This is a genomic window from Streptomyces sp. NPDC012794 (assembly GCF_042901085.1).
Classification (GTDB): Bacteria; Actinomycetota; Actinomycetes; order Streptomycetales; family Streptomycetaceae; genus Streptomyces.
In genome coordinates, this window is the sequence record NZ_JBIBCI010000007.1 from 193,439 (window position 1) to 213,159 (window position 19,721).

General features: G+C 74.1%; 18 protein-coding genes and 1 pseudogene. 13 read left to right on the top strand and 6 right to left on the bottom strand.

Annotated features, from left to right (window positions below; all coding sequences use genetic code 11):
• Window positions 1–16: 16 nt before the first annotated feature.
• The 3 genes from meaB to ACFY7H_RS16015 are packed head-to-tail and all read right to left on the bottom strand — an operon-like array spanning window position 17 to window position 5,076.
• On the bottom strand, window positions 17–1,000 hold the full coding sequence (meaB, locus tag ACFY7H_RS16005) for a methylmalonyl Co-A mutase-associated GTPase MeaB (RefSeq protein ID WP_388938411.1): 984 nt from the start codon (window positions 998–1,000) through the stop codon (window positions 17–19).
• 12 nt (window positions 1,001–1,012) lie between these two features.
• Entirely contained in the window at window positions 1,013–3,214 is a 2,202-nt protein-coding gene (gene scpA / locus ACFY7H_RS16010; RefSeq protein WP_388938413.1) for a methylmalonyl-CoA mutase, read from the bottom strand.
• Window positions 3,211–5,076: a methylmalonyl-CoA mutase family protein gene (locus ACFY7H_RS16015; protein WP_388938414.1), complete on the bottom strand. Its 1,866-nt coding sequence runs from the start codon at window positions 5,074–5,076 to the stop codon at window positions 3,211–3,213. Before ACFY7H_RS16015 ends, scpA begins: the two co-directional genes overlap by 4 nt.
• 740 nt (window positions 5,077–5,816) lie before the next feature.
• On the opposite strand from ACFY7H_RS16015, the gene ACFY7H_RS16020 reads away from it, so the two are divergent.
• Both ACFY7H_RS16020 and ACFY7H_RS16025 read left to right on the top strand, forming a co-directional pair.
• Window positions 5,817–6,722 (top strand): TauD/TfdA dioxygenase family protein, encoded by a 906-nt coding sequence (locus tag ACFY7H_RS16020; protein ID WP_388938415.1) that lies wholly within the window; start codon window positions 5,817–5,819, stop codon window positions 6,720–6,722.
• Window positions 6,723–6,774: 52 nt separating this feature from the next.
• Window positions 6,775–7,026: pseudogene (locus ACFY7H_RS16025) on the top strand (hypothetical protein); the annotation flags it as partial.
• Here the strand turns inward: ACFY7H_RS16025 and ACFY7H_RS16030 are convergent.
• Entirely contained in the window at window positions 6,980–7,717 is a 738-nt protein-coding gene (locus ACFY7H_RS16030; RefSeq protein ID WP_388938416.1) for a DUF2470 domain-containing protein, read from the bottom strand. The pseudogene ACFY7H_RS16025 and the gene ACFY7H_RS16030 sit on opposite strands and share 47 nt — an antisense overlap.
• 43 nt (window positions 7,718–7,760) lie before the next feature.
• The gene (locus ACFY7H_RS16035) at window positions 7,761–8,384 is read right to left on the bottom strand and encodes a TetR/AcrR family transcriptional regulator (RefSeq protein ID WP_388938418.1); all 624 of its coding nucleotides are present in this window, start codon (window positions 8,382–8,384) and stop codon (window positions 7,761–7,763) included.
• Between the two features lie 98 nt (window positions 8,385–8,482).
• Here ACFY7H_RS16035 and ACFY7H_RS16040 point away from each other — a divergent pair, with 98 nt between their 5' ends.
• The 4 genes from ACFY7H_RS16040 (at window position 8,483) to ACFY7H_RS16055 (ending at window position 11,306) form a co-directional block, all read left to right on the top strand.
• Window positions 8,483–8,878, top strand: coding sequence for a cell division protein SepF (locus ACFY7H_RS16040; protein ID WP_388938420.1), 396 nt, complete (start codon window positions 8,483–8,485; stop codon window positions 8,876–8,878).
• A gap of 66 nt (window positions 8,879–8,944) precedes the next feature.
• The gene (locus ACFY7H_RS16045; protein ID WP_388938422.1) at window positions 8,945–10,303 is read left to right on the top strand and encodes an ATP-binding protein; all 1,359 of its coding nucleotides are present in this window, start codon (window positions 8,945–8,947) and stop codon (window positions 10,301–10,303) included.
• On the top strand, window positions 10,300–10,695 hold the full coding sequence (locus tag ACFY7H_RS16050) for a nucleotide pyrophosphohydrolase (RefSeq protein WP_388938424.1): 396 nt from the start codon (window positions 10,300–10,302) through the stop codon (window positions 10,693–10,695). The genes ACFY7H_RS16045 and ACFY7H_RS16050 overlap by 4 nt, the downstream gene beginning before the upstream one ends.
• 122 nt (window positions 10,696–10,817) lie before the next feature.
• Window positions 10,818–11,306, top strand: coding sequence for a DUF6099 family protein (locus ACFY7H_RS16055; RefSeq protein WP_388938425.1), 489 nt, complete (start codon window positions 10,818–10,820; stop codon window positions 11,304–11,306).
• A gap of 83 nt (window positions 11,307–11,389) precedes the next feature.
• Here ACFY7H_RS16055 and ACFY7H_RS16060 read toward each other — a convergent pair whose 3' ends face one another.
• Window positions 11,390–11,650 carry a hypothetical protein gene (locus tag ACFY7H_RS16060; RefSeq protein ID WP_388938426.1) on the bottom strand — a complete coding sequence of 87 codons (261 nt, stop codon included), beginning with the start codon at window positions 11,648–11,650 and terminating at the stop codon, window positions 11,390–11,392.
• Between the two features lie 203 nt (window positions 11,651–11,853).
• Here ACFY7H_RS16060 and ACFY7H_RS16065 point away from each other — a divergent pair, with 203 nt between their 5' ends.
• The 7 genes from ACFY7H_RS16065 (at window position 11,854) to ACFY7H_RS16095 (ending at window position 19,707) form a co-directional block, all read left to right on the top strand.
• The gene (locus tag ACFY7H_RS16065) at window positions 11,854–12,777 is read left to right on the top strand and encodes an LLM class F420-dependent oxidoreductase (RefSeq protein ID WP_388938428.1); all 924 of its coding nucleotides are present in this window, start codon (window positions 11,854–11,856) and stop codon (window positions 12,775–12,777) included.
• A gap of 14 nt (window positions 12,778–12,791) precedes the next feature.
• A complete protein-coding gene (mmuM, locus tag ACFY7H_RS16070; protein ID WP_388938430.1) occupies window positions 12,792–13,658 on the top strand; it encodes a homocysteine S-methyltransferase in 867 nt (288 codons plus the stop codon).
• Window positions 13,659–13,794: 136 nt separating this feature from the next.
• On the top strand, window positions 13,795–14,025 hold the full coding sequence (locus ACFY7H_RS16075; RefSeq protein WP_388938431.1) for a hypothetical protein: 231 nt from the start codon (window positions 13,795–13,797) through the stop codon (window positions 14,023–14,025).
• Window positions 14,026–14,158: 133 nt separating this feature from the next.
• Window positions 14,159–14,899 (top strand): hypothetical protein, encoded by a 741-nt coding sequence (locus ACFY7H_RS16080; RefSeq protein WP_388938432.1) that lies wholly within the window; start codon window positions 14,159–14,161, stop codon window positions 14,897–14,899.
• A 52-nt stretch (window positions 14,900–14,951) separates the two neighbouring features.
• Window positions 14,952–16,469, top strand: coding sequence for a 3' terminal RNA ribose 2'-O-methyltransferase Hen1 (locus tag ACFY7H_RS16085; protein WP_388938434.1), 1,518 nt, complete (start codon window positions 14,952–14,954; stop codon window positions 16,467–16,469).
• On the top strand, window positions 16,466–19,042 hold the full coding sequence (locus ACFY7H_RS16090; protein ID WP_388938436.1) for a polynucleotide kinase-phosphatase: 2,577 nt from the start codon (window positions 16,466–16,468) through the stop codon (window positions 19,040–19,042). The genes ACFY7H_RS16085 and ACFY7H_RS16090 overlap by 4 nt, the downstream gene beginning before the upstream one ends.
• Window positions 19,043–19,239: 197 nt before the next feature.
• A complete protein-coding gene (locus tag ACFY7H_RS16095) occupies window positions 19,240–19,707 on the top strand; it encodes a hypothetical protein (protein WP_388938438.1) in 468 nt (155 codons plus the stop codon).
• Window positions 19,708–19,721: the final 14 nt, after the last annotated feature.

The following is a 19,721-nucleotide window of genomic DNA, read 5'->3' on the forward strand; positions in this document are numbered from 1 at the left end:
CCCGCACAGGCGCGGCTCAGTGACCGAACGCCCCCAGGATGCGGTCCGCCGCCGACGTCGCCGTGACGGAGCCCTCCCGGACGGCCGCCTCCAGGGCGGGAGCCAGCTCCCGCACCGCGGGATCGGCCCGCAGCCGCTCCAGCAGGGCCTCGCGGACCATCGACCAGGTCCACTCCACCTGCTGCGCGGCCCGCTTCGCCGCCAGCCGGCCCCCCGTCTCCAGGACGGTCCGGTGCTGCTCCAGGCGGTTCCAGACCTCGTCCAGACCCGCCGACTCCCGCGCGCTGCACGTCAGCACCGGCGGGGTCCACGCGGCGTCCGCCGGGTGCATCAGGCGCAGCGCGCCCGACAGTTCCCGGGCGGCGGCCTTCGCGTCGCGCTCGTGCGGGCCGTCCGCCTTGTTCACCGCGAGGACGTCGGCCAGCTCCAGGACGCCCTTCTTGATGCCCTGCAACTGGTCGCCCGTACGGGCCAGGGACAGCAGCAGGAAGGAGTCCACCATCCCGGCCACCGTGGTCTCCGACTGGCCGACGCCGACCGTCTCCACGAGGACCACGTCGTAGCCCGCCGCCTCCATGACGATCATCGACTCGCGCGTGGCCCTGGCCACCCCGCCCAGCGTCCCCGCCGACGGGGACGGCCGGACGAAGGCCGCCGGGTCGACCGCGAGCCGCTCCATCCGGGTCTTGTCACCCAGGATGGAGCCGCCCGTACGGGTCGAGGACGGGTCGACCGCGAGGACGGCCACCCGGTGCCCGAGGCCCGTCAGCATCGAGCCGAACGCGTCGATGAAGGTGGACTTGCCCACCCCCGGCACCCCGCTGATGCCGATCCGGCGCGCCCTGCCCGTGTGGGGCAGCAGCTCTGTCAGCAGCCGCTGCGCCAGGACGCGGTGGTCCGCCCGGGTGGACTCGACGAGGGTGATGGCACGCGCGACGTGCGCGCGCTTCCCGTCGAGCACGCCCTTCGCGTACACCTCGATGTCGATCTTCGGGGGCATACCCGGCGCCGCCTACAGCCCGTGGCCCAGATCCGCGGCCAGCCGCGTCACCAGGTCGTGGGCCGCGTCCGGGATGACCGTCCCCGGCGGGAAGACCGCCGTCGCGCCCATCTCCAGCAGCGTCGGGACATCGGCCGGCGGGATCACCCCGCCGACCACGATCATGATGTCCTCGCGCCCCTCCTCCGCCAGCTGCTCGCGCAGCGCCGGGACGAGGGTCAGGTGGCCGGCCGCCAGCGACGAGACGCCCACCACGTGGACGTCCGCCTCGACGGCCTGACGGGCCACCTCCGCCGGGGTCTGGAACAGCGGGCCGACGTCCACGTCGAAGCCCAGGTCCGCGAAGGCCGTCGCGATCACCTTCTGGCCGCGGTCGTGGCCGTCCTGGCCCATCTTCGCGACCAGGATGCGCGGACGGCGGCCCTCCGCCTCCTCGAACCGGTCGACGAGCGCACGGGTGCGCTCCACGGACGGGGACTCGCCTGCTTCGGTGCGGTACACACCCGAGATCGTACGGATCTGGCTCGCGTGTCGCCCGTACACCTTCTCGAGTGCGTCCGAGATCTCACCGACGGTCGCCTTCGCCCGCGCCGCGTCCACCGCCAGCGCGAGCAGGTTGCCCTCCAGGCCCTGGCCGGCGCCGCGCTCGGCGGCGTTCGTCAGCGCGCGCAGGGCGTCCTGCGTACGCGCCTCGTCGCGCTCCTCGCGCAGCCGCCGCAGCTTGGCGATCTGCTGCGCGCGCACCGAGGAGTTGTCGACGACGAGGACGTCGATCTGCTCGTCGTTCTCCACCCGGTACTTGTTCACGCCGATCACCGGCTGGCGGCCGGAGTCGATCCGCGCCTGCGTACGGGCGGCGGCCTCCTCCACGCGCAGCTTGGGAATGCCCGCGTCGATGGCCTGCGCCATCCCGCCGGCCGCCTCCACCTCCTGGATGTGCTGCCAGGCCCGGCGCGCCAGGTCGTACGTCAGCTTCTCCACGTACGCGCTGCCGCCCCACGGGTCGATCGACCGGCAGGTCCCCGACTCCTGCTGGAGCAGCAGCTGGGTGTTGCGGGCGATGCGCGCCGAGAAGTCCGTCGGCAGCGCCAGGGCCTCGTCGAGGGCATTGGTGTGCAGCGACTGGGTGTGACCCTGGGTCGCCGCCATCGCCTCGATGCACGTACGCGTCACGTTGTTGAAGACGTCCTGCGCGGTCAGCGACCAGCCGGAGGTCTGCGAATGCGTGCGCAACGACAGCGACTTGGCGTTCTTCGGGTCGAACTGCCGGACCAGCTTCGCCCACAGCAGGCGAGCGGCGCGCAGCTTCGCGACCTCCATGAAGAAGTTCATGCCGATCGCCCAGAAGAACGACAGGCGCGGCGCGAACGCGTCCACGTCCAGCCCGGCGCCCTGACCCGCGCGCAGGTACTCCACCCCGTCCGCGAGGGTGTACGCCAGCTCCAGGTCGGCCGTGGCCCCCGCCTCCTGGATGTGGTACCCGGAGATCGAGATCGAGTTGTAGCGCGGCATCTTCTGCGAGGTGAAGGAGAAGATGTCCGAGATGATCCGCATCGAGGGCTTCGGCGGATAGATGTAGGTGTTGCGGACCATGAACTCCTTGAGGATGTCGTTCTGGATGGTCCCTGCGAGCTTGTCGGGGGAGACGCCCTGCTCCTCCGCCGCCACGATGTAGAGCGCGAGGACCGGCAGCACCGCGCCGTTCATCGTCATCGACACCGACATCTTGTCGAGGGGGATCCCGTCGAACAGCTGCCGCATGTCGTAGATCGAGTCGATCGCCACACCCGCCATGCCGACGTCGCCCGTCACGCGCGGGTGGTCGCTGTCGTAACCCCGGTGCGTCGGCAGGTCGAAGGCGACCGACAGGCCCTTCTGCCCGGACGCCAGGTTGCGCCGGTAGAAGGCGTTGGACTCCTCGGCCGTGGAGAAACCGGCGTACTGCCGGATCGTCCAGGGCTGGTTCACGTACATCGTCGGGTACGGCCCGCGCAGGTACGGGGCCATGCCCGGGTACGTGCCCAGGAAGTCCAGGCCCTCCAGGTCGCGCCCGGTGTACAGCGGCTGCACGCCGATGCCCTCCGGGGTCTCCCACAGCAGGTCGCCGGCGGCGGCCCCGGTGGACTCCTTCACCGCCGCCCGCCACTGGTCCTCGGAGGCACCGCGCGGGGCCGCGCCGAGGGCGAGCTCGGAGAAATCGGGGATGCTGCTCACTGCGCGACTCCCATCCGGTCGAGTACGGAGGACAGCACGGCGACCGCGTCGCAGCCGGCGAAGACGTACTCGTCCACGGCGCCGGCCGAGGTGCCGGGCCTGCCCGCGAGGAACACGGTCGTCGCGCCGGCCCCGCGCAGGGCGGAGGCCACCGCCCCGGCCTGCTCCTCGTACAGCGCGTCGCTGGAGCACAGCACCGCCACGCCGTCCGCGCCGCTCGCCGCGTACGCCTCGGCGGCGCCTGCCGCGTCCACGGACACCGGGTCGTGCACCGGCTCGATGCCGCCCGCCTGGAAGAGGTTCGAGGCGAACGTGGCGCGCGCGGTGTGCGCGGACGCCGGGCCCAGCGCGGCGAGAAAGATCCGCGGCCGGGCGCCGGTGGCCTCCAGGTGGGCGTCGCTGCGGGCGCGCAGCGCCTCGTACGCCTCGTCGCGCCGCACCCGGGGCAGACCGCCGGACGGCGACGCCGGCAGGGGCTCGCGCACCAGGGGCTTCTCCGACAGCAGCGGGAACTCGCTGACGCCGGTGACGGGTTCGCGGCGGGTGGCCAGCTTCTTGGAGCGTGCCGCCCAGGTGGCCGCGAGGCGCTCGGCGACCAGCCCGGAACGCAGCGCGGCGGCCTGTCCGCCCGCCCGCTCGACGGTCTGGAAGAACTCCCAGGCGGCGTGGGCGAGTTCCTCGGTGAGCTGCTCCACGTAGTACGAGCCGCCCGCCGGGTCGATCACCCGGGCCAGGTGCGACTCCTCCAGCAGGACGGTCGAGGTGTTGCGGGCGATGCGGCGCGCGAAGGCGTCGGGCAGGCCCAGCTCGCTGTCGAAGGGGAGCACGGTGACGGAGTCCGCGCCGCCCACCCCGGCCGCCATGCAGGCGACGGTGGTCCGCAGCATGTTCACCCACGGGTCGCGGCGGGTCATCATCACCGGCGAGGTGACGGCGTGCTGCCGCTGGGCGCCCGCTCCGGGAGTGCCGCAGGCCTCGGCGATCCGGGCCCACAGCCGCCGGGCGGCACGGAGCTTGGCGATGGTCAGGAACTGGTCGGCGGTCGCGGAGTAGCGGAACTCCAGCTGCCCGAAGGCGGCTTCGGAGCTCAGCCCGGCCTCCGTCAGGGCGCGGAGGTACGCCACGCCGGTGGCCAGGGACAGCCCCAGCTCCTCGGCGGCCGAGCCGCCCGCCTCGTGGTAGGGCAGCGCGTCGACGGTCAGCGCGCGCACGCCCGGCCAGGAAGCCGCCGCCTCACGGGCGATCTCTGCGGCGGGGGCCGGGTCCAGGGCCTCGCCGGTGCGGGCCTCGTGGCCCAGCGGATCGATGCCGAGCGAGGCGCGGGCGGCGTCCGGGGCGGTGCCGCGCTCCGCGAACAGGGCGAGCAAGGCCCTTGCGGCGTCGGCGTATTCGGCGCCCGCGTCCAGGGCGACCGGGGCGAGGTCGAGGTAGACCCCGTCCAGGGCCCGGCCCAGGCCCTCCACCGGGATGCCGTGGTGGCCGACGGGCAGCCACAGGGAGGTCGTGCCGTTCTCGAGGTCGGCGAGGGCCGCCTCGTTCACCCGTACCGGATCACTGCCCGCGATGCGCTGGCGCACGTCCCAGCCCGAGGCGCTGTTGCCCTCGGGAGTACCGCCCCGTACGAAGGGCGCGAACCCCGGGAACCCGGTGTCGGGGCAGTCCGCGTCGGGGCGCGCCGTGTACAGCGGGCGGGTGATGAGCCCGTCCTCGAGCGTGGTGGACAGTGCTGCTTCCGCTGCCTCGCCGGTTACTTCCTTGCCCGACTTGCGCAGTACGCCCTCGACGAGGCGTTGCCACTGCTCATGTGTCGCGTCAGGAAATTCGGCGGCCAGGGAGAGCCCGTCGTCAGGCAGGACCGTCATGGCTCGAATGCTAGGGGGGCCTACTCGGCGGTACCAGAACCATCGGATGTGATCTCGCCCTCTCAGATGAGCCGGCCCAGGCCGTGCGGCGTGCGCGCCAGGCCCGCCACCGTGCCGCACGATCCAGCCTCGCCGGCGTGTGAGGCGCGGGGTCTGGGGCGGAGCCCCGGGGAACGGTGGAAGGGCGGACAGGGGACGGCCCCGCGCAGCGGCGGCCTGCGCACCCCCACCGGGCCACGGTCATGGCCAGCGCGTTGCGGGGCCATGAAATCCAGCCAGCCGTTTCCGGCCGCCCGGCGCGGAGAAACGCCAGGTCAGCAGGGCTCACCGGCCGGCCCCCGAGCCCTCCGGCGGGGATTGACCCACCGCGGGGCCCTGACACGCTCCGAGCCATGACCGCGAACGACCTCCTCGCTCCGCGGCTCCACACCCCCGGCCTCCGTACCGCGCCGGGCACGTGTCCGGGCCGCTGTCCGGCCCGCATCGGTGCCTGACACTCCAGGCCGGCCCTTACTCCGCCGCCCTGCCGGCCCCGCCCCGCTCCGCCGTGCCCGAAGACCCGGAGCCGTTTCCGGCGGTGCCGGACCCCTGGACGTGCCGCGCCGCCCTCCGGCGATCCCCTTCCCCCCACGCCCCGCTTCCCGGGGTGCCACCGGCGGCTCCCCGCGGACAGAGCCGGCACCCGCCGGTGTCCGCTCCGCCCGCCCACCCGAAACCCGCCACACCTCCGAGGAGTCCCCGTGCCCGCCGCAACCACCCCCGCCCCCATCACCACCGTCACCCGCCTCGGCGGCGAGCTCGCCGCCACCACCGTCGCCGAGATCCGCGCCGCCCTCCTCACCCACAAGGTCGTCTTCTTCCGCGGCCAGGACCACCTCGACGAGGCCGGCCACGAGGCCTTCGGCCGGCTGCTCGGCACGCCCGTCGCACACCCCACCGTCCCCTCCGCCGACGGCCGCTACGCCCTCGGCATCGACTCCCACCACGGGGCCCGCGCCAACCAGTGGCACACCGACGTGACCTTCGTCCCGGCCTACCCCGCCTTCTCCGTCCTGCGCGCCGTCACCGTCCCCCCGTACGGCGGCAACACCCTCTGGGCCAACACCGCCACCGCCTACGCCCACCTCCCCGAGCCGCTGCGCGCCCTCGCCGACGGCCTGCGCGCCCTTCACTCCAACGAGTACGACTACGCCGCCCTGCGGCCGGACGGCCTTCCCGAGGCCCTCGCCCAGTACCGCGAGGTGTTCACCTCGACGGCCTTCCTCACCGAGCACCCGGTGGTCCGCGTCCACCCCGAGACCGGCGAACGCACCCTGCTCCTCGGCAACTTCGTCCAGCGGATCCAGGGGCTCACCGGCCGCGACAGCCGTGCCCTCCTCGACCTCTTCCAGGCCCACGTCGAGAGCCCCGAGAACACCGTCCGCTGGCAGTGGCGGACCGGCGACGTCGCCATCTGGGACAACCGCGCCACCCAGCACTACGGCGTCGACGACTCCGACGACCACGAGCGCGTCCTGCGCCGCGTCACCGTCGACGGCGACGTCCCGGTCGGCCCCGACGGGGTGGCCTCCCGCCTGATCAGCCCGGAAGCCGTCCCGGAGCCCTCCTTCGGCATCGCCTCCGGCGCCTCCGCCACCACCGCCTGACCGCCAGAACGGAGCACCCCGTGCCGCCCAGACTGCTCGCCCTCACCGGCAGGGCGCCGCCGACGGCTTCAACATCATGGCGCCCGTCCTGCCCACCGGCCTCACCGACTTCGTGGACCACGTCGTGCCGGTCCTCCAGGCCCGCGGCCTCTTCCGCACCGAGTACGCGGGGGGCACCCTGCGCGAGCACTACGGTCTGCCGCGCCCCGCCAACCGCCACACCCGGCAGGGGGACGGGAACGCTGCCCGGGCGGCCCTCAGACCGGGAGCGAGTTGCGGTGGGAGCGCCGCCTGGCCGCGCTGAGCAGGGCCTGGATCTGGGCGCCCGCCTGGTCGACGTCGTCGAGGACGGAGGGGAAGGGCAGTCGCACGTCGCGGTGGCCGGCGCGCTCCTCCAGGCGCAGGGTGATCCCGTACCGGTCCAGGGCGAGCGGCAGCGCGCGCACGACGGCGGCCGAGGGCCGCGGCCGTACCAGCCGCAGCAGCAGGGTCACCAGCTCGGGGTGGTCGTCGAGGAGGTGGGTGAGCATGCCCGCCTCGTACGGGGCGAGCGGGTCGGGCCAGGCCCCGTCCAGTTCCTCCAAACCGATGTACGAGGTCCCGCGCGCGGTCTCCAGCACCGCCCGGCCGTACTCCACGCAGGTGGTGGTCCCGGGGGCGGAGTCCTCGCCGGCCCAGGGCGTCAGCAGGTGGCCCAGGACGGTGACGCGGGCGCGCACCCGGTCGCGTACGGGCGTCGGGGCGATGTCGGTGAACTCCAGCCGGATGGTGGGGAGTCCGGTGCCCGGCAGCGGGGCGGGGTGCCCGGCCAGGGGGGCGGCGGGGTGCAGGTGCAGCCGTCCGAGCACGTCCCCACCGTCCAGGTTGCGGACCTCGTGGCGCACCCCGTCGACGACCACCGTCATCGAGTGGGCGGCGGCCAGGACGGAGCGGACCAGCTCGGCCTCGGTGGGCCGGGCGGCGGAGGTGGCGGCGGGGGCACCGGGCAGGCGCATGCGGATCTCTCCCTCATCGGAGATTGACTTAGGTATGCCTAACCTAACCCATCGGTGAGGCGGGGAGTACCCCGCGCCCCAGCCGGGCGAGCGTCTCGGCGATCCGCACGGTCGAGAAGCCCAGCGTATGCCGCTGGAACTGGTAGACCTCCGGGGAGAGCGGGCTGAGCAGGGCGTCCACGCTCACGTCGGGGTCGTCGGCACCGGCCTCCACCAGCAGGCCTCGCACGTGTGCGCGCCAGTGCCGGTACGCGCCGCCCGTGAACCGGGCCGGACCCGGGCCGATGCCCAGGGCCAGCGGCAGGTGCCGCTCCAGGTGTTCCAGGGCCGCGGAGTAGAAGGCCGCCAGCCGCTGCGCCGGAGGAGCGCCGGGCCCCAGCGGCGGCGGGCCGAACGCGAGCCGCCCGCCGAGGATCCGCTCGTGCTCCTCCAGGAGGGCGCCGGCCACGGAGGCGGGATCGGGGAAACGGCGGTAGAGGGTGGCCCGCCCGACCCCCGCGGCCTTGGCTATGTGGTCCATCGTCACGCTGCGCGGATCCCGCTCGGTGAACAACTGCTCGGCGGCTGCGAGGATCTGGGCGCGGTTGCGGATCGCGTCCTCGCGCAGCGGGGGCCGCCCGGCGGCCGTGATGTCGCGTAGCGTGCGGACCTCGTCGCCATTGGTCATGGCGGCGACCCTACGTGCTCCGTGTCGGTGTTGGGCTGAACGGGTGAAACACGAGAGGATGGGTGGATGCACATGAAGCGCGCGGCCGAGGCGGCCCGGTGAGCAGGTACGACGTCACCGACGAGCAGTGGGAGGGGCTCGCGCAGGTGGTCCCCCTGCGCAGCCGCAACGAGTGGCCCTCCCGGGTGGACCACCGCACCATCCCCAAGGCTCCCGGACCGGCCGCGGCGGAACAGCGGCGCTTCGTGGTGATCCGGGTCCAGATCTTCGCCGACGCGCGGGAGGTGGCGGAGTACCTGATCGCGCAGATCCCCGTACTGCTGGACCTCACCGGCGCGGACAGCGAAGTGGCCAAGCGGATCCTCGACTTCAGCAGCGGTGTGGTCTTCGGCCTCGGCAGCGGCATGCACCGCGTCGACCGCAACGTCTTCCTGCTGGCGCCGGTCGGCACCGAGGTGGAGGGAATCGCGGCGGCGGCCGTCCCCCGATCGTAGGAAGGTCGCGGCGGCGGAACGGTTCGGCGGTCACCCGGCCCGCCCGGCGGACCGTACCGTCCGGCCATGGACGCCACCCTGGACACGGCGAGGCCCGGTGCAACCGCCGCCGCCCCGACCGGTACGCCCGCCGCCGCCCCGACCGGTGCAACCGCCGCCGCCCCGACCGGTACGCCCCCGCGCGACGAGACCACTGACAGCCCGTTACGCCCGCCCCCCGCCCGCGGCACCCGTTCCGGCAAGCCGCCGCGCCCCGCCGGAGCCACCGCCTCCGGCGGCGCTCCCGCCGACGCCGCCCCACCCCGCCCGGCCGTCACGCAGCTGCGGCTGTCCGCCTTCGGGACCCACCGGGCGGCCGTGTTCCCGCTGGGCCCCGTGACCCTCTTCACCGGCCCCAGCGGCAGCGGCAAGTCCCAGGCCCTGGCCGCCTACCGGGCGCTGGCCCAGCTCGCCTCCGGAGCCACCCTGAGCGAGGCCTTCCCCGACGCGCGGGCCCGGGTGCCCGAAGGGGCCCGGCCCGGCCCCGGCGGGCGGCGCGGGTTCCACCTCGGCTGCACGGTCGACGGCCCGTCCGGCCCCGTCCACCTCGACCTCGCCGTCCAGGCCGAGCCCGTGCTGCGCATCGCCGGCGAACGGCTCTCCCAGGACGGCCGGATCCTCCTCACCACCGCCCTGCGCGACCCGCGCCGCCGCACCGTCGAGGCCGCCTGGTTCACCGGCGGAACCGTCGGGGTGACCCGAGCGCAGCTGCCCGACGACCGGCTCGGTACCGGCCTGCTGCCCCTGCGCGTCGCCGGGTCCACGGCCGGGCAGCGGCGGGTGCTGGCCGCCGCCGAGCAGGTGGTGGTCGCCCTGCGGGCGGTCTTCCCCTGCGATCCGCGTCCCGGCCGGATGCGGGCGCCCGTCCCGCCCGGGGAGGGCCGGCTGCGCACGGACTGCGGCAACCTGGCCGACGTACTGCGCCGGACCCGCCACGAATGCGGCACCCGCCACGCGCTGCTCGCCGCGGCGGCGCGGGCCGGATGCGCCGGGCCGGTGGCCGGGCTCGACGTGCGGGCCGTCCCCGACGGCACCGGCCTCGTGGCCGCCGTACTGGACCGGGGCCCCGCCCTCCCCGCCACCGGGCTGGACCGCCTCGGCGCGGGGGAGCTGCGCTTCCTGGCGCTGGCCCTCGTCCTGCTCACCGGACCCGGCGTGCTGGCCGTGGACCCGGCCGCCGAACTGCTCTCCGCCCGCCAGGCCCTCACCGTCCTCGCCGACGGCCTCGACCGGGGACTGGACCGCCGGCAGGCCGCCGAACTGCTGCGCCTGGCCCTGCTGTCGGGCGGACGCGGGCACATCCGGCTGGTGGCGGCGGTCGGCGAGGACACCGCGGGAACCGGACGGGGACTCCCGGGCGTCTCGGTGGTAGACCTGTCCCCATGAACGACGCCGCACCCACGGACGACGGTCCCGCTCACCAGCAAGGCGAACGCCTTCACCAACTCCAGCGAAGGCTCGCCGACTTCGCGGCCGCCCGGCACTGGGCCCCGTACCACACGCCCAAGAACCTGGCCGTGGCGCTGAGCGTGGAGGCCGCCGAACTGGTCGAGATCTTCCAGTGGCTGACGCCGGAACAGTCGGCGGCGGTCATGGAAGATCCCGAAAGCGCACACAGAGTGGCCGACGAGGTCGCCGACGTGATGGCGTATCTGCTGCAGTTCTGTGAGGTTCTCGGGGTGGATGTGCTGGATGCGCTGGCCGCGAAGATCGAGAGGAACGAACACCGCTTCCCGGTAACCGGGGCTTCGACACCAGATTGTCACTCTTCGGAGTGATGGCGTCGTCCACAACCATGTTTGTGTCCACAGATTTCCGAATACCCCTGGCTTTACTGACTCGCTGCCTTCACTCTGGGTAGTGAAGCATGAGGGGATGTCGTGCGGACGGGGGACGGCATATGGATGCGGTACGGCTCATCGCGGCCGGCCGGCACGCGCTGGCACGGAGCGGGGCGGCATGGGGCATCGTGGGCGAGGCCTGGCAGGCCCAGGCGCTCGCGCAGGGCATCGGGAGCTGGCTGGCCGTCAGCGGGCCGGCCGAGCTGAGGGCGGAGGCGCGGGGACTGGGGGAAGCCGGCGGCAGGGGCTGCGGGGTGGTGGACCGGGCGGCCCTGCTCGGTGAGGGGAGACCGCCCGAACAGCCCCCGAGAGCGGCGCAGCTGAGCGGAGTGGCCGACCTACGGCAGACGCTGCTCGGGCTCCAGGAGCTGCTCGGCGAGGTCGGCATAGCCCTGGTCGGGGTCGCCTGCGCGACGGACGAGGAGGGCCTGTACTGGCAGTGCATAGAGTCGATCGACGCGGCGGACGAGTCCAGCGACCGGGTACGAGCACTGCTGCGCCGGATGACGTTCGTGCCGGAGCGGGGTCCGGCTTCGGGAGTCGGCTGAGCCGGGAGTGAGCGGCAGGATCGGCGCCACCGGGCCCGGCCGCGGCTGAGGGTCCCGGCGCGGGCGACGGGACCCCCGCGCGGTCAGCGGGACCGGTCCGAGCGGAGCTCGCCCTCGTACGCGCGGGTAGCGGGAGACGCCGGGGGAGTACGGTCCGCGGAGTGCTGGAGGTCGGCGTCGAGCTGCGAGAGGTCGGCGTTCAGCGCCGCCATCAGCTCCTCCATCTGCTGCAACAGGCCCTTCGGCGCCCCGCCCCGGGCGGGCGCCGCGGGCTCCTGGCGTGCGTCGTCGTGTGCTGCCTGTCCGGTCTGTCCTGGATGCTCGGGCACGGACTCGTGGGACATGGCGGCCTCCTCGGCCCTGGCCCTTCCGGTGCGGAAGGGGGCGGTGGACGCATCGGCGGGAGGCCGCCGGCGCGCGGGCCGGGCGGTCCGGCTCCGTCCGAGCCAACGATCTCCATCGCCGCTGGTCACTGGCGGGGCGGGGGGCGGGTCTCCCGGTTGACGCGGATTCACCCGGCAGGGGTGGTCGGGGCAGGATGGGGAGCATGGATCTCCGCATTTTCACCGAACCGCAGCAGGGCGCCAGTTACGACACGCTCCTGACCGTCGCCAAGGCCACCGAGGACCTGGGCTTCGACGCGTTCTTCCGCTCGGACCACTACCTGCGGATGGGCTCCACCGACGGCCTGCCGGGCCCCACCGACGCCTGGATCACCCTCGCGGGCCTGGCCCGCGAGACGAGGCGGATCCGGCTGGGCACGCTGATGACGGCCGGAACCTTCCGGCTGCCCGGCGTCCTCGCGATCCAGGTGGCGCAGGTCGACCAGATGTCCGGCGGCCGTGTCGAACTGGGCCTGGGCGCGGGCTGGTTCGAGGAGGAGCACAAGGCGTACGGGATCCCCTTCCCGGCGGAGCGGATGGCCCGGCTGGAGGAGCAGCTGGCCATCGTCACCGGCCTGTGGGCGACCGAGCCCGGCGCCACCTTCGACTACCGGGGTGTCCACTACCAGGTGGAGAACTCCCCGGCGCTTCCCAAGCCCGCCCAGGCCAAGGTGCCCGTCCTCATCGGCGGGCACGGCGCGCGGCGCACCCCGCGCCTCGCCGCCCGGTACGCCGACGAGTTCAACATGCCGTTCGCCTCGGTGGAGGACAGCGGCAGGCAGTTCGCCCGGGTCCGGGAGGCCGCCGCCGAGGCCGGGCGCAAGGCGGACGAACTCGTCTACTCCAACGCCCTGGTGGTGTGCGTCGGCAAGGACGACGCCGAGGTGGCCCGCCGGGCCGCCGCCATCGGACGCGAGGTGGACGAGCTCAAGGCCAACGGCCTGGCCGGCTCCCCGGACGAGGTGGTGGAGAAGCTCGGCACCTACTCCGCCATCGGCTCCTCGCGCGCCTACCTCCAGCTCCTCGACCTCGACGACCTGGACCACCTGGAGCTGATCTCAGCCCGGGTGCTGCCCCAGCTCGGATAGGGGACCGTGGAACCATGCCCCGTGCGACCGGCCCGCTCGCCGAAGTCCTGACCCGCAGGGTCGTGCTCCTGGACGGCGGGCTGAGCAACCAGCTCGCCGACCAGGGCTGCGACCTGTCCGGGGGGATGTGGACGGGCCGGGTGCTCGCCGAGCGCCCCGACCAGGTGGCGGCCGCCCACACCGCGTACGTCCGGGCCGGGGCCGAGGTGCTGATCACCGCGAGCTACCAGGTCGGACAGGACCCCGCCCTGCTGGAGCGGAGCGTGCGGGTGGCCGGCGGCGCGGCGCGGGCCGCCGGCCACGAGGTCTGGGTGGCCGCCTCGGTGGGCCCGTACGGGGCGGTCCTGGCGGACGGCTCCGAGTACCGCGGACGGTACGGGCTGGGCGTGGAGGAGCTGGCCGCCTTCCACCGGCCCCGGATCGGGGCGTTGCTGGCGGCGGGCCCGGACGTGCTGGCGCTGGAGACCGTCCCGGACGCCCTGGAGGCCGCGGCCCTGCTGCGGGTGCTGGCGGGGACGGGGGCCCGTGCCTGGCTCAGCTACACCGTCGCGGGCGGCCGCACCCGGGCCGGCCAGCCCCTCGCGGAGGCCTTCGCCCTGGCGGCCGCCGCGCCCGAGGTGATTGCGGTCGGCGTCAACTGCTGTGATCCGGCCGATGTGCTGCCCGCCCTGGAGGCCGCCGCGTCCGTCACCGCGAAGCCGCTGGTGGCCTACCCGAACGACGGCTCCGTCTGGGACGCGGCCGCCGGCAGCTGGAACGCCCCCGCCGCCCCGGTCCCCTGGCCGGTCCGGGCCTGGCGCGCGGCCGGAGCGCGCCTCATCGGCGGCTGCTGCCGCATCGGCCCGGACGGCATCGCCGCCCTCGGCGCCCAGCCGGCCTGACCGGGACCCGGGCTCCGGGACCCGGGCTCCGGGCTCCGGGACCTGTGGCGCGGCCAGGGCAAGGGCCTGCGACCGACTGTCACTCGATCGGGTGAACGCCCTTTCTGGTCGGCTGCCGCTGGGATAGGCAGGAGAGATGAAGCGCACCAGCAGGACGGGCGCCGCCGCCAGGCGCCGCATCACCCGCTCCAGGGCGTGCGGGGAGAAGAAGCAGTTCGCGAACGAGGCCGCGGCGGAACGGGCCGCGAGCGAGATGAACCGGATCCAGCCGTGGCAGCACGAGCGGATCGCCTACCTGTGCCCGTACAGCGGCAGCGAACCGCACTGGCACATCGGCCGCCCGCTCAACATTCCCAAGCAGCGCTGAAGGCACGACGCCCCATGGAGGTGCTCGCAGGACGGTGGCCGAATCACCTCAGGGGGTGGTCCGGCCGCCGCACGTCGGCTGGACCCGGTCGTTGTGCAGGGTCCGACACCCCCTACGGGCGAGAGGAACCCCCATGGGACGCAGGAAGCCCAACAAGCCGGGGCGCGGCCGCCAGGCGCAGTACACGCTCCAGCAGTTGCAGCCCCCCGGCTACGACGAGTGGCTCCGGGTCGACCCGAAGTCCGCCGAAGCCGCCGACGATCCACGCCTGTCCCCGGACGCCGTCGACCTCGTACGCCGCCTCGGGCGCCTGCGCGCCTTCTACCCGGGCCGCATCCCCGTCCAGGCCGTGCACCTCGACGTCGCCATCGACGAGGGCACCGTCCTGCTGCGCCAGGGCGACACGGTCGCGCCGCTGCCGGTCGGCGTGGCCGCGGAGATGCTCGGCGCCGACCCGGCCGGCGACCAGGTCCGCAGGAGCCTGCACGAACTGCACGCCCACGGCGGCGTCCTCGTGGACACCGGCACGGAGGCGACACTCCTGCGGATCGTCGCCCAGCGCCCCGAACGCCCCGGCGATCCCTGGGTGTTCGCCGACTCCCCGGAGGAGACGCTCGTCCCGAAGGTCTGCGTGCCCGCGTACCCCGGTGACATCAGCCTCGACGAGTTCGCCGCCCTGGCCTTCATCAGGTCCCACATGGCCGGGGGCACCGAGGCCGACCCGGAGGAGTTCGCCCGGCACGAAGGCGTCGGAACCGTCGAGCGGGCCCGCGAGCTCTTCGGGGCCGTCGCCGAGCTCGCCGGGGTCAAGGGCTGCTCGGCCTGCCCGTCCGGTCACATCTGCACCCGTGATCCCGGCCCGTCCGACGACTGATCCCGGGAAATCCGTTCGCCCCGGCGATGCCGCCCAGGTCATGCTGGAGCGCATGTTCCTGACGATCAGCACCACCGGCACGACGGAGAATCCGGCCACTGACCTGGGATTTCTGCTGCACAAGCATCCCGGGAAGGCGCAGGCGTTCTCCACCTCGCACGGCACCGCCCACGTGTTCTACCCCGAGGCCACGGCCGAGCGGTGCACGGCCGCGCTGCTGCTCGAGGTGGACCCCGTCGCGCTCGTGCGGCGCGGTCAGGGCAAGGGGTCGGGCGGAACGCCCGACGCCGCCCTCGCCCAGTACGTCAACGACCGCCCGTACGCCGCTTCCTCGCTCCTCGCCGTGGCGCTGAGCGCGGTCTTCCGCACCGCCCTCAAGGGGCAGTGCGCCCTGCGGCCCGAGCTGCCCGGGCAGCCGCTCCCGCTGCGGATCGAGGTCCCGGTGGTGCCCGCCCGGGGCGGCCCGGAGCTGGTGCGCCGTCTGTTCGGGCCGCTGGGCTGGGAGAGGGTGGAGACCGGCCCGATCGTGCTGGACGAGCGGTTCCCGGAGTGGGGCGACAGCCGCTACGTGCGGCTCGTGCTGGAGGGCCGGCTGCGGCTGGAGGACGCCCTGCGCCAGCTGTACGTACTGCTGCCGGTGCTCGACGACGCCAAGCACTACTGGATCGCCCCCGACGAGGTCGACAAGCTGCTGCGCGCCGGGGACGGCTGGCTGCCCGCGCACCCCGATCACGCGCTCATCACCGCCCGCTACCTGGCCCGCCACAAGCGCCTCACCCAGGAGGCCATGGAGCGCCTGGAGCTGGCCCGGCTGGCCGAGGCCGACGGGAGCGAGGCCGAGGAGCTCGACAACGCCGTCGACGACAGCCCCGTCGACGACACCGCGGACGCCGCCGCGGACACGGCCGACGGAACTCCGGACGCGCTGGAGCGGGCCGTGCCGCTCGCCGTGCGACGGCGTGACGCGATCCTCGGCGCACTGCGCGAGGCCGGCGCCCAGCGGGTGCTCGACCTCGGCTGCGGCCAGGGCCAGCTGGTGCAGGCCCTGCTCAAGGACCCGGCGTACACCGAGATCGTCGGCGTCGACGTGTCGGTGCGGGCGCTGACGACGGCCGCCCGGCGGCTGCGGCTGGAGCGGATGGGGGAGCGCCAGAGCTCCCGGGTCCGGCTGCTCCAGGGCTCGCTCGCCTACACCGACAAGCGGCTGGCCGGCTATGACGCGGGCGTGCTGAGCGAGGTGATCGAGCACGTGGACCTGCCCCGGCTGCCGGCGCTGGAGTACGCCGTCTTCGCCGCGGCCCGGCCCCGCACGGTCCTCGTCACCACCCCGAACGCCGAGTACAACGTGCGCTGGGAGTCCTTGCCCGCCGGACACGTCCGCCACCGGGACCACCGCTTCGAGTGGACCCGCGAGGAGTTCCGCGCCTGGGCCGGCCGCGTCGCCGTCCGGTACGGCTACACCGTCGTCCACGTGCCCGTCGGCGACGAGGACCCCGAGGTGGGGGCGCCGACCCAGATGGCCGTCTTCACCACCGCCACCGAGAGCCCGAAGGAGGCCGAGGCAGCATGAGCACCACCACCGAGCGCGCGGGCCACCGCGTACTTCCCGTCACCGACCTGTCCCTCGTCGTCCTCATCGGCGCCACCGGATCGGGCAAGTCCACCTTCGCCCGCAAGCACTTCAAGCCCACCGAGATCCTCTCCTCCGACCACTGCCGGGGCCTGGTCGCCGACGACGAGAACGACCAGAGCGCCAGCAAGGACGCCTTCGAGGTCCTCCACCACATCGCCGGCAAGCGGCTGGCCGCCGGCCGCCTCACCGTCGTGGACGCCACCAGCGTCCAGCGGGAGTCCCGCCGCGAGCTGGTCCGCCTGGCCCGCGAGCACGACGTCCTGCCCATCGCGATCGTCCTCGACATGCCCGAGGCGGTCTGCGCCGAGCGCAACGCCGCCCGGCCCGACCGGGCGGGACTGCCGCGCCGGGTCATCCAGCGGCACCGCTCCGAGCTGCGCCGCTCCCTGCGCGGCCTGGAGCGCGAGGGGTTCCGCAAGGTGCACGTCCTGCGCACGGTGGAGGAGGCCGACTCCGCCGAAGTGGTGCTGGAGAAGCGCTTCAACGACCTCACGCACCTCACCGGCCCCTTCGACATCATCGGTGACGTCCACGGCTGCTCCTCCGAGCTGGAGACCCTGCTCGCCGAGCTCGGCTACGAGGACGGCGTCCACCCCTCGGGCCGCACCGCGGTCTTCGTCGGCGACCTCGTCGACCGGGGCCCCGACAGCCCCGGCGTGCTGCGCCGCGTGATGGGCATGGTCAGGTCCGGCAACGCCCTGTGCGTGCCCGGGAACCACGAGAACAAGCTCGGCCGTTACCTCAAGGGCTCCAAGGTCCAGCAGACCCACGGCCTCGCCGAGACCGTCGAGCAGCTCTCCCGCGAGAGCGAGGAGTTCGTGCAGGAGGTCAGGGAGTTCATCGCCGGTCTGGTCAGCCACTACGTCCTCGACGGCGGCAGGCTCGTCGTCTGCCACGCGGGGCTGCCCGAGAAGTACCACGGCCGTACCTCCGGCCGGGTCCGCGCGCACGCCCTCTACGGGGAGACCACCGGCGAGACCGACGAGTTCGGCCTGCCCGTGCGCTACCCGTGGGCCGAGGACTACCGGGGCAAGGCGGTCGTGGTCTACGGCCACACCCCCGTCCCGGACACGGCCTGGATCAACAACACCATCTGCCTCGACACCGGCGCCGTCTTCGGCGGCCGGATGACCGCCCTGCGCTGGCCGGAGCGCGAACTGGTCGACGTACCGGCCCAGAAGGTCTGGTACGAGCCGGTCAAGCCGCTCGCCGCCGAGGTGCCCGCAGGCCACGAGGGGCGCCCGCTCGACCTGTCCGACGTCCATGGCCGCCGGGTCGTGGAGACCCGCCACCTGGGCAACGTCGGCGTCCGCGAGGAGAACGCGGCCGCGGCCCTGGAGGTCATGAGCCGGTTCGCGGTGGACCCCCGGCTGGTGCCGTACCTGCCGCCGACCATGGCGCCGACGGGCGCCTCCCAGGAGGAGGACGGCGCCGGCGGGCCCTTCCTGGAGCACCCCGCCGAGGCCTTCGCCCAGTACCGGGCCGACGGCATCGGCCGGGTGGTGTGCGAGGAGAAGCACATGGGGTCCCGCGCCACCGTCCTGCTCTGCCGGGACGCGGACGTGGCCCGCGAGCGGTTCGGGGTCGAGGACGGCTCCACCGGCTCCCTCTACACCCGTACCGGCCGGCCCTTCTTCCCGGACCGGCAGGTCACCGAGGAGTTCCTCGCCCGGCTGCGTGCCGCGGCCCACGGGGCGGGGCTGTGGGAGGAGCTCGGCACCGGCTGGCTGCTCCTCGACGGGGAACTGCTGCCCTGGTCCCTGAAGTCCACCGGCCTGCTGCGCAACCAGTACGCGGCCGTGGGCGCCGCCTCCCGTACCGTCCTCCCGGCGGCCGTCGCCGCGCTGGAGGCGGCCGCGGCCAGGGGCGTGGACACCGGGGCGCTGCTGGAGCGCCAGCGCGGGCGGGCCGCCGACGCCGCCGCCTTCACCGAGGCGTACCGGCGCTACTGCTGGACCACCGACGGGCTGGACGGCGTACGGTTCGCGCCGTTCCAGCTGCTCGCGGCGGCGGGCCGGTCCCTGGCGGCCGTACCGCACGACGAGCAGCTGGCCTGGCTGGACCGGCTCGCGGACGCCGACGAGCGGACCGCCGGCCCGCTGCTGCGCCGGACCCGCCGCGTGTACGTGGACACCGGCGACGAGGAGTCCGTCCGCGCGGGCACCGGCTGGTGGCTGCGGCTCACGGCCGAGGGCGGCGAGGGCATGGTCGTCAAACCGCTCCAGGCGTACGCCCGGGACGGGAAGGGCCGGCTGGTCCAGCCCGGGCTGAAGGTCCGCGGGCGCGAGTACCTGAGGATCATCTACGGTCCGGAGTACGCCCGTCCCGGCCGGCTGGAGCGGCTGCGCCACCGGTTCCTCGGACACAAGCGCTCGCTCGCCCTGCGCGAGTACGCGCTCGGTCTGGAGGCGCTGGACCGGCTGGCGGCGGGGGAGCCGTTGTGGAGGGTCCACGAGCCGGTGTTCGCGGTGCTCGCGCTGGAGTCGGAGCCGGTCGACCCCCGGCTGTGAGCGGCGTCCGTAAAGGCGCGGCGTAAAGGGAGGGGCCCCGTACGGCCGCGAATTAGGTCGTATGGGGGAACTTTCCCCTCCAAGCCCCGGGAAAGCGCCGGCGGGATCGTTCATCCAGGGCAGCGGAGTGTCCGCGACCCAGGAAGGACGGAACGTCACTTATGAAGATGACCGCGCGCGGAAGCATTGCGGCGCTCATGACCTGTATGGCCGCGGCCGGCGCGGCCTCCCCGGCCGTGGCCGACTCGGTCCCGGTGGGTGTCCCGCTGGAGGCAGTGGAGACCACGCTGGGACTGCCCGCCCCGCACCTGGCGACGGGGGTCCCGGTGCCGCTCGTCGGCGCCCCGGAGGCACCCCGGTTCCACCGGGGTGACCTGCTGCCGACGCCCTTGCTCCCGGTGGTGCCGATCGCGGCCGACCTCGGGGCCACCCGTCTCACGTCCCCGGTGCCCAACCTGATGGGCGAGCAGAAGACGGACGGCGAGGGGTTCGTCGAGTCGTCGGACAGCACCCTGCTCACCCGCACTCCCGGCGCGAACGTCCGTGCCCCACTGACGATGCCGGACGCGAGCAACTCGGGGCTCCCGAACCTGGCCGTCCCGGACCTGGGCCTGTCGGCCCCGGACGTCGTCGGCACCCCGACGGCGCTTCTCGGCCTGCGCTGAGCCGGGAAAGCCGA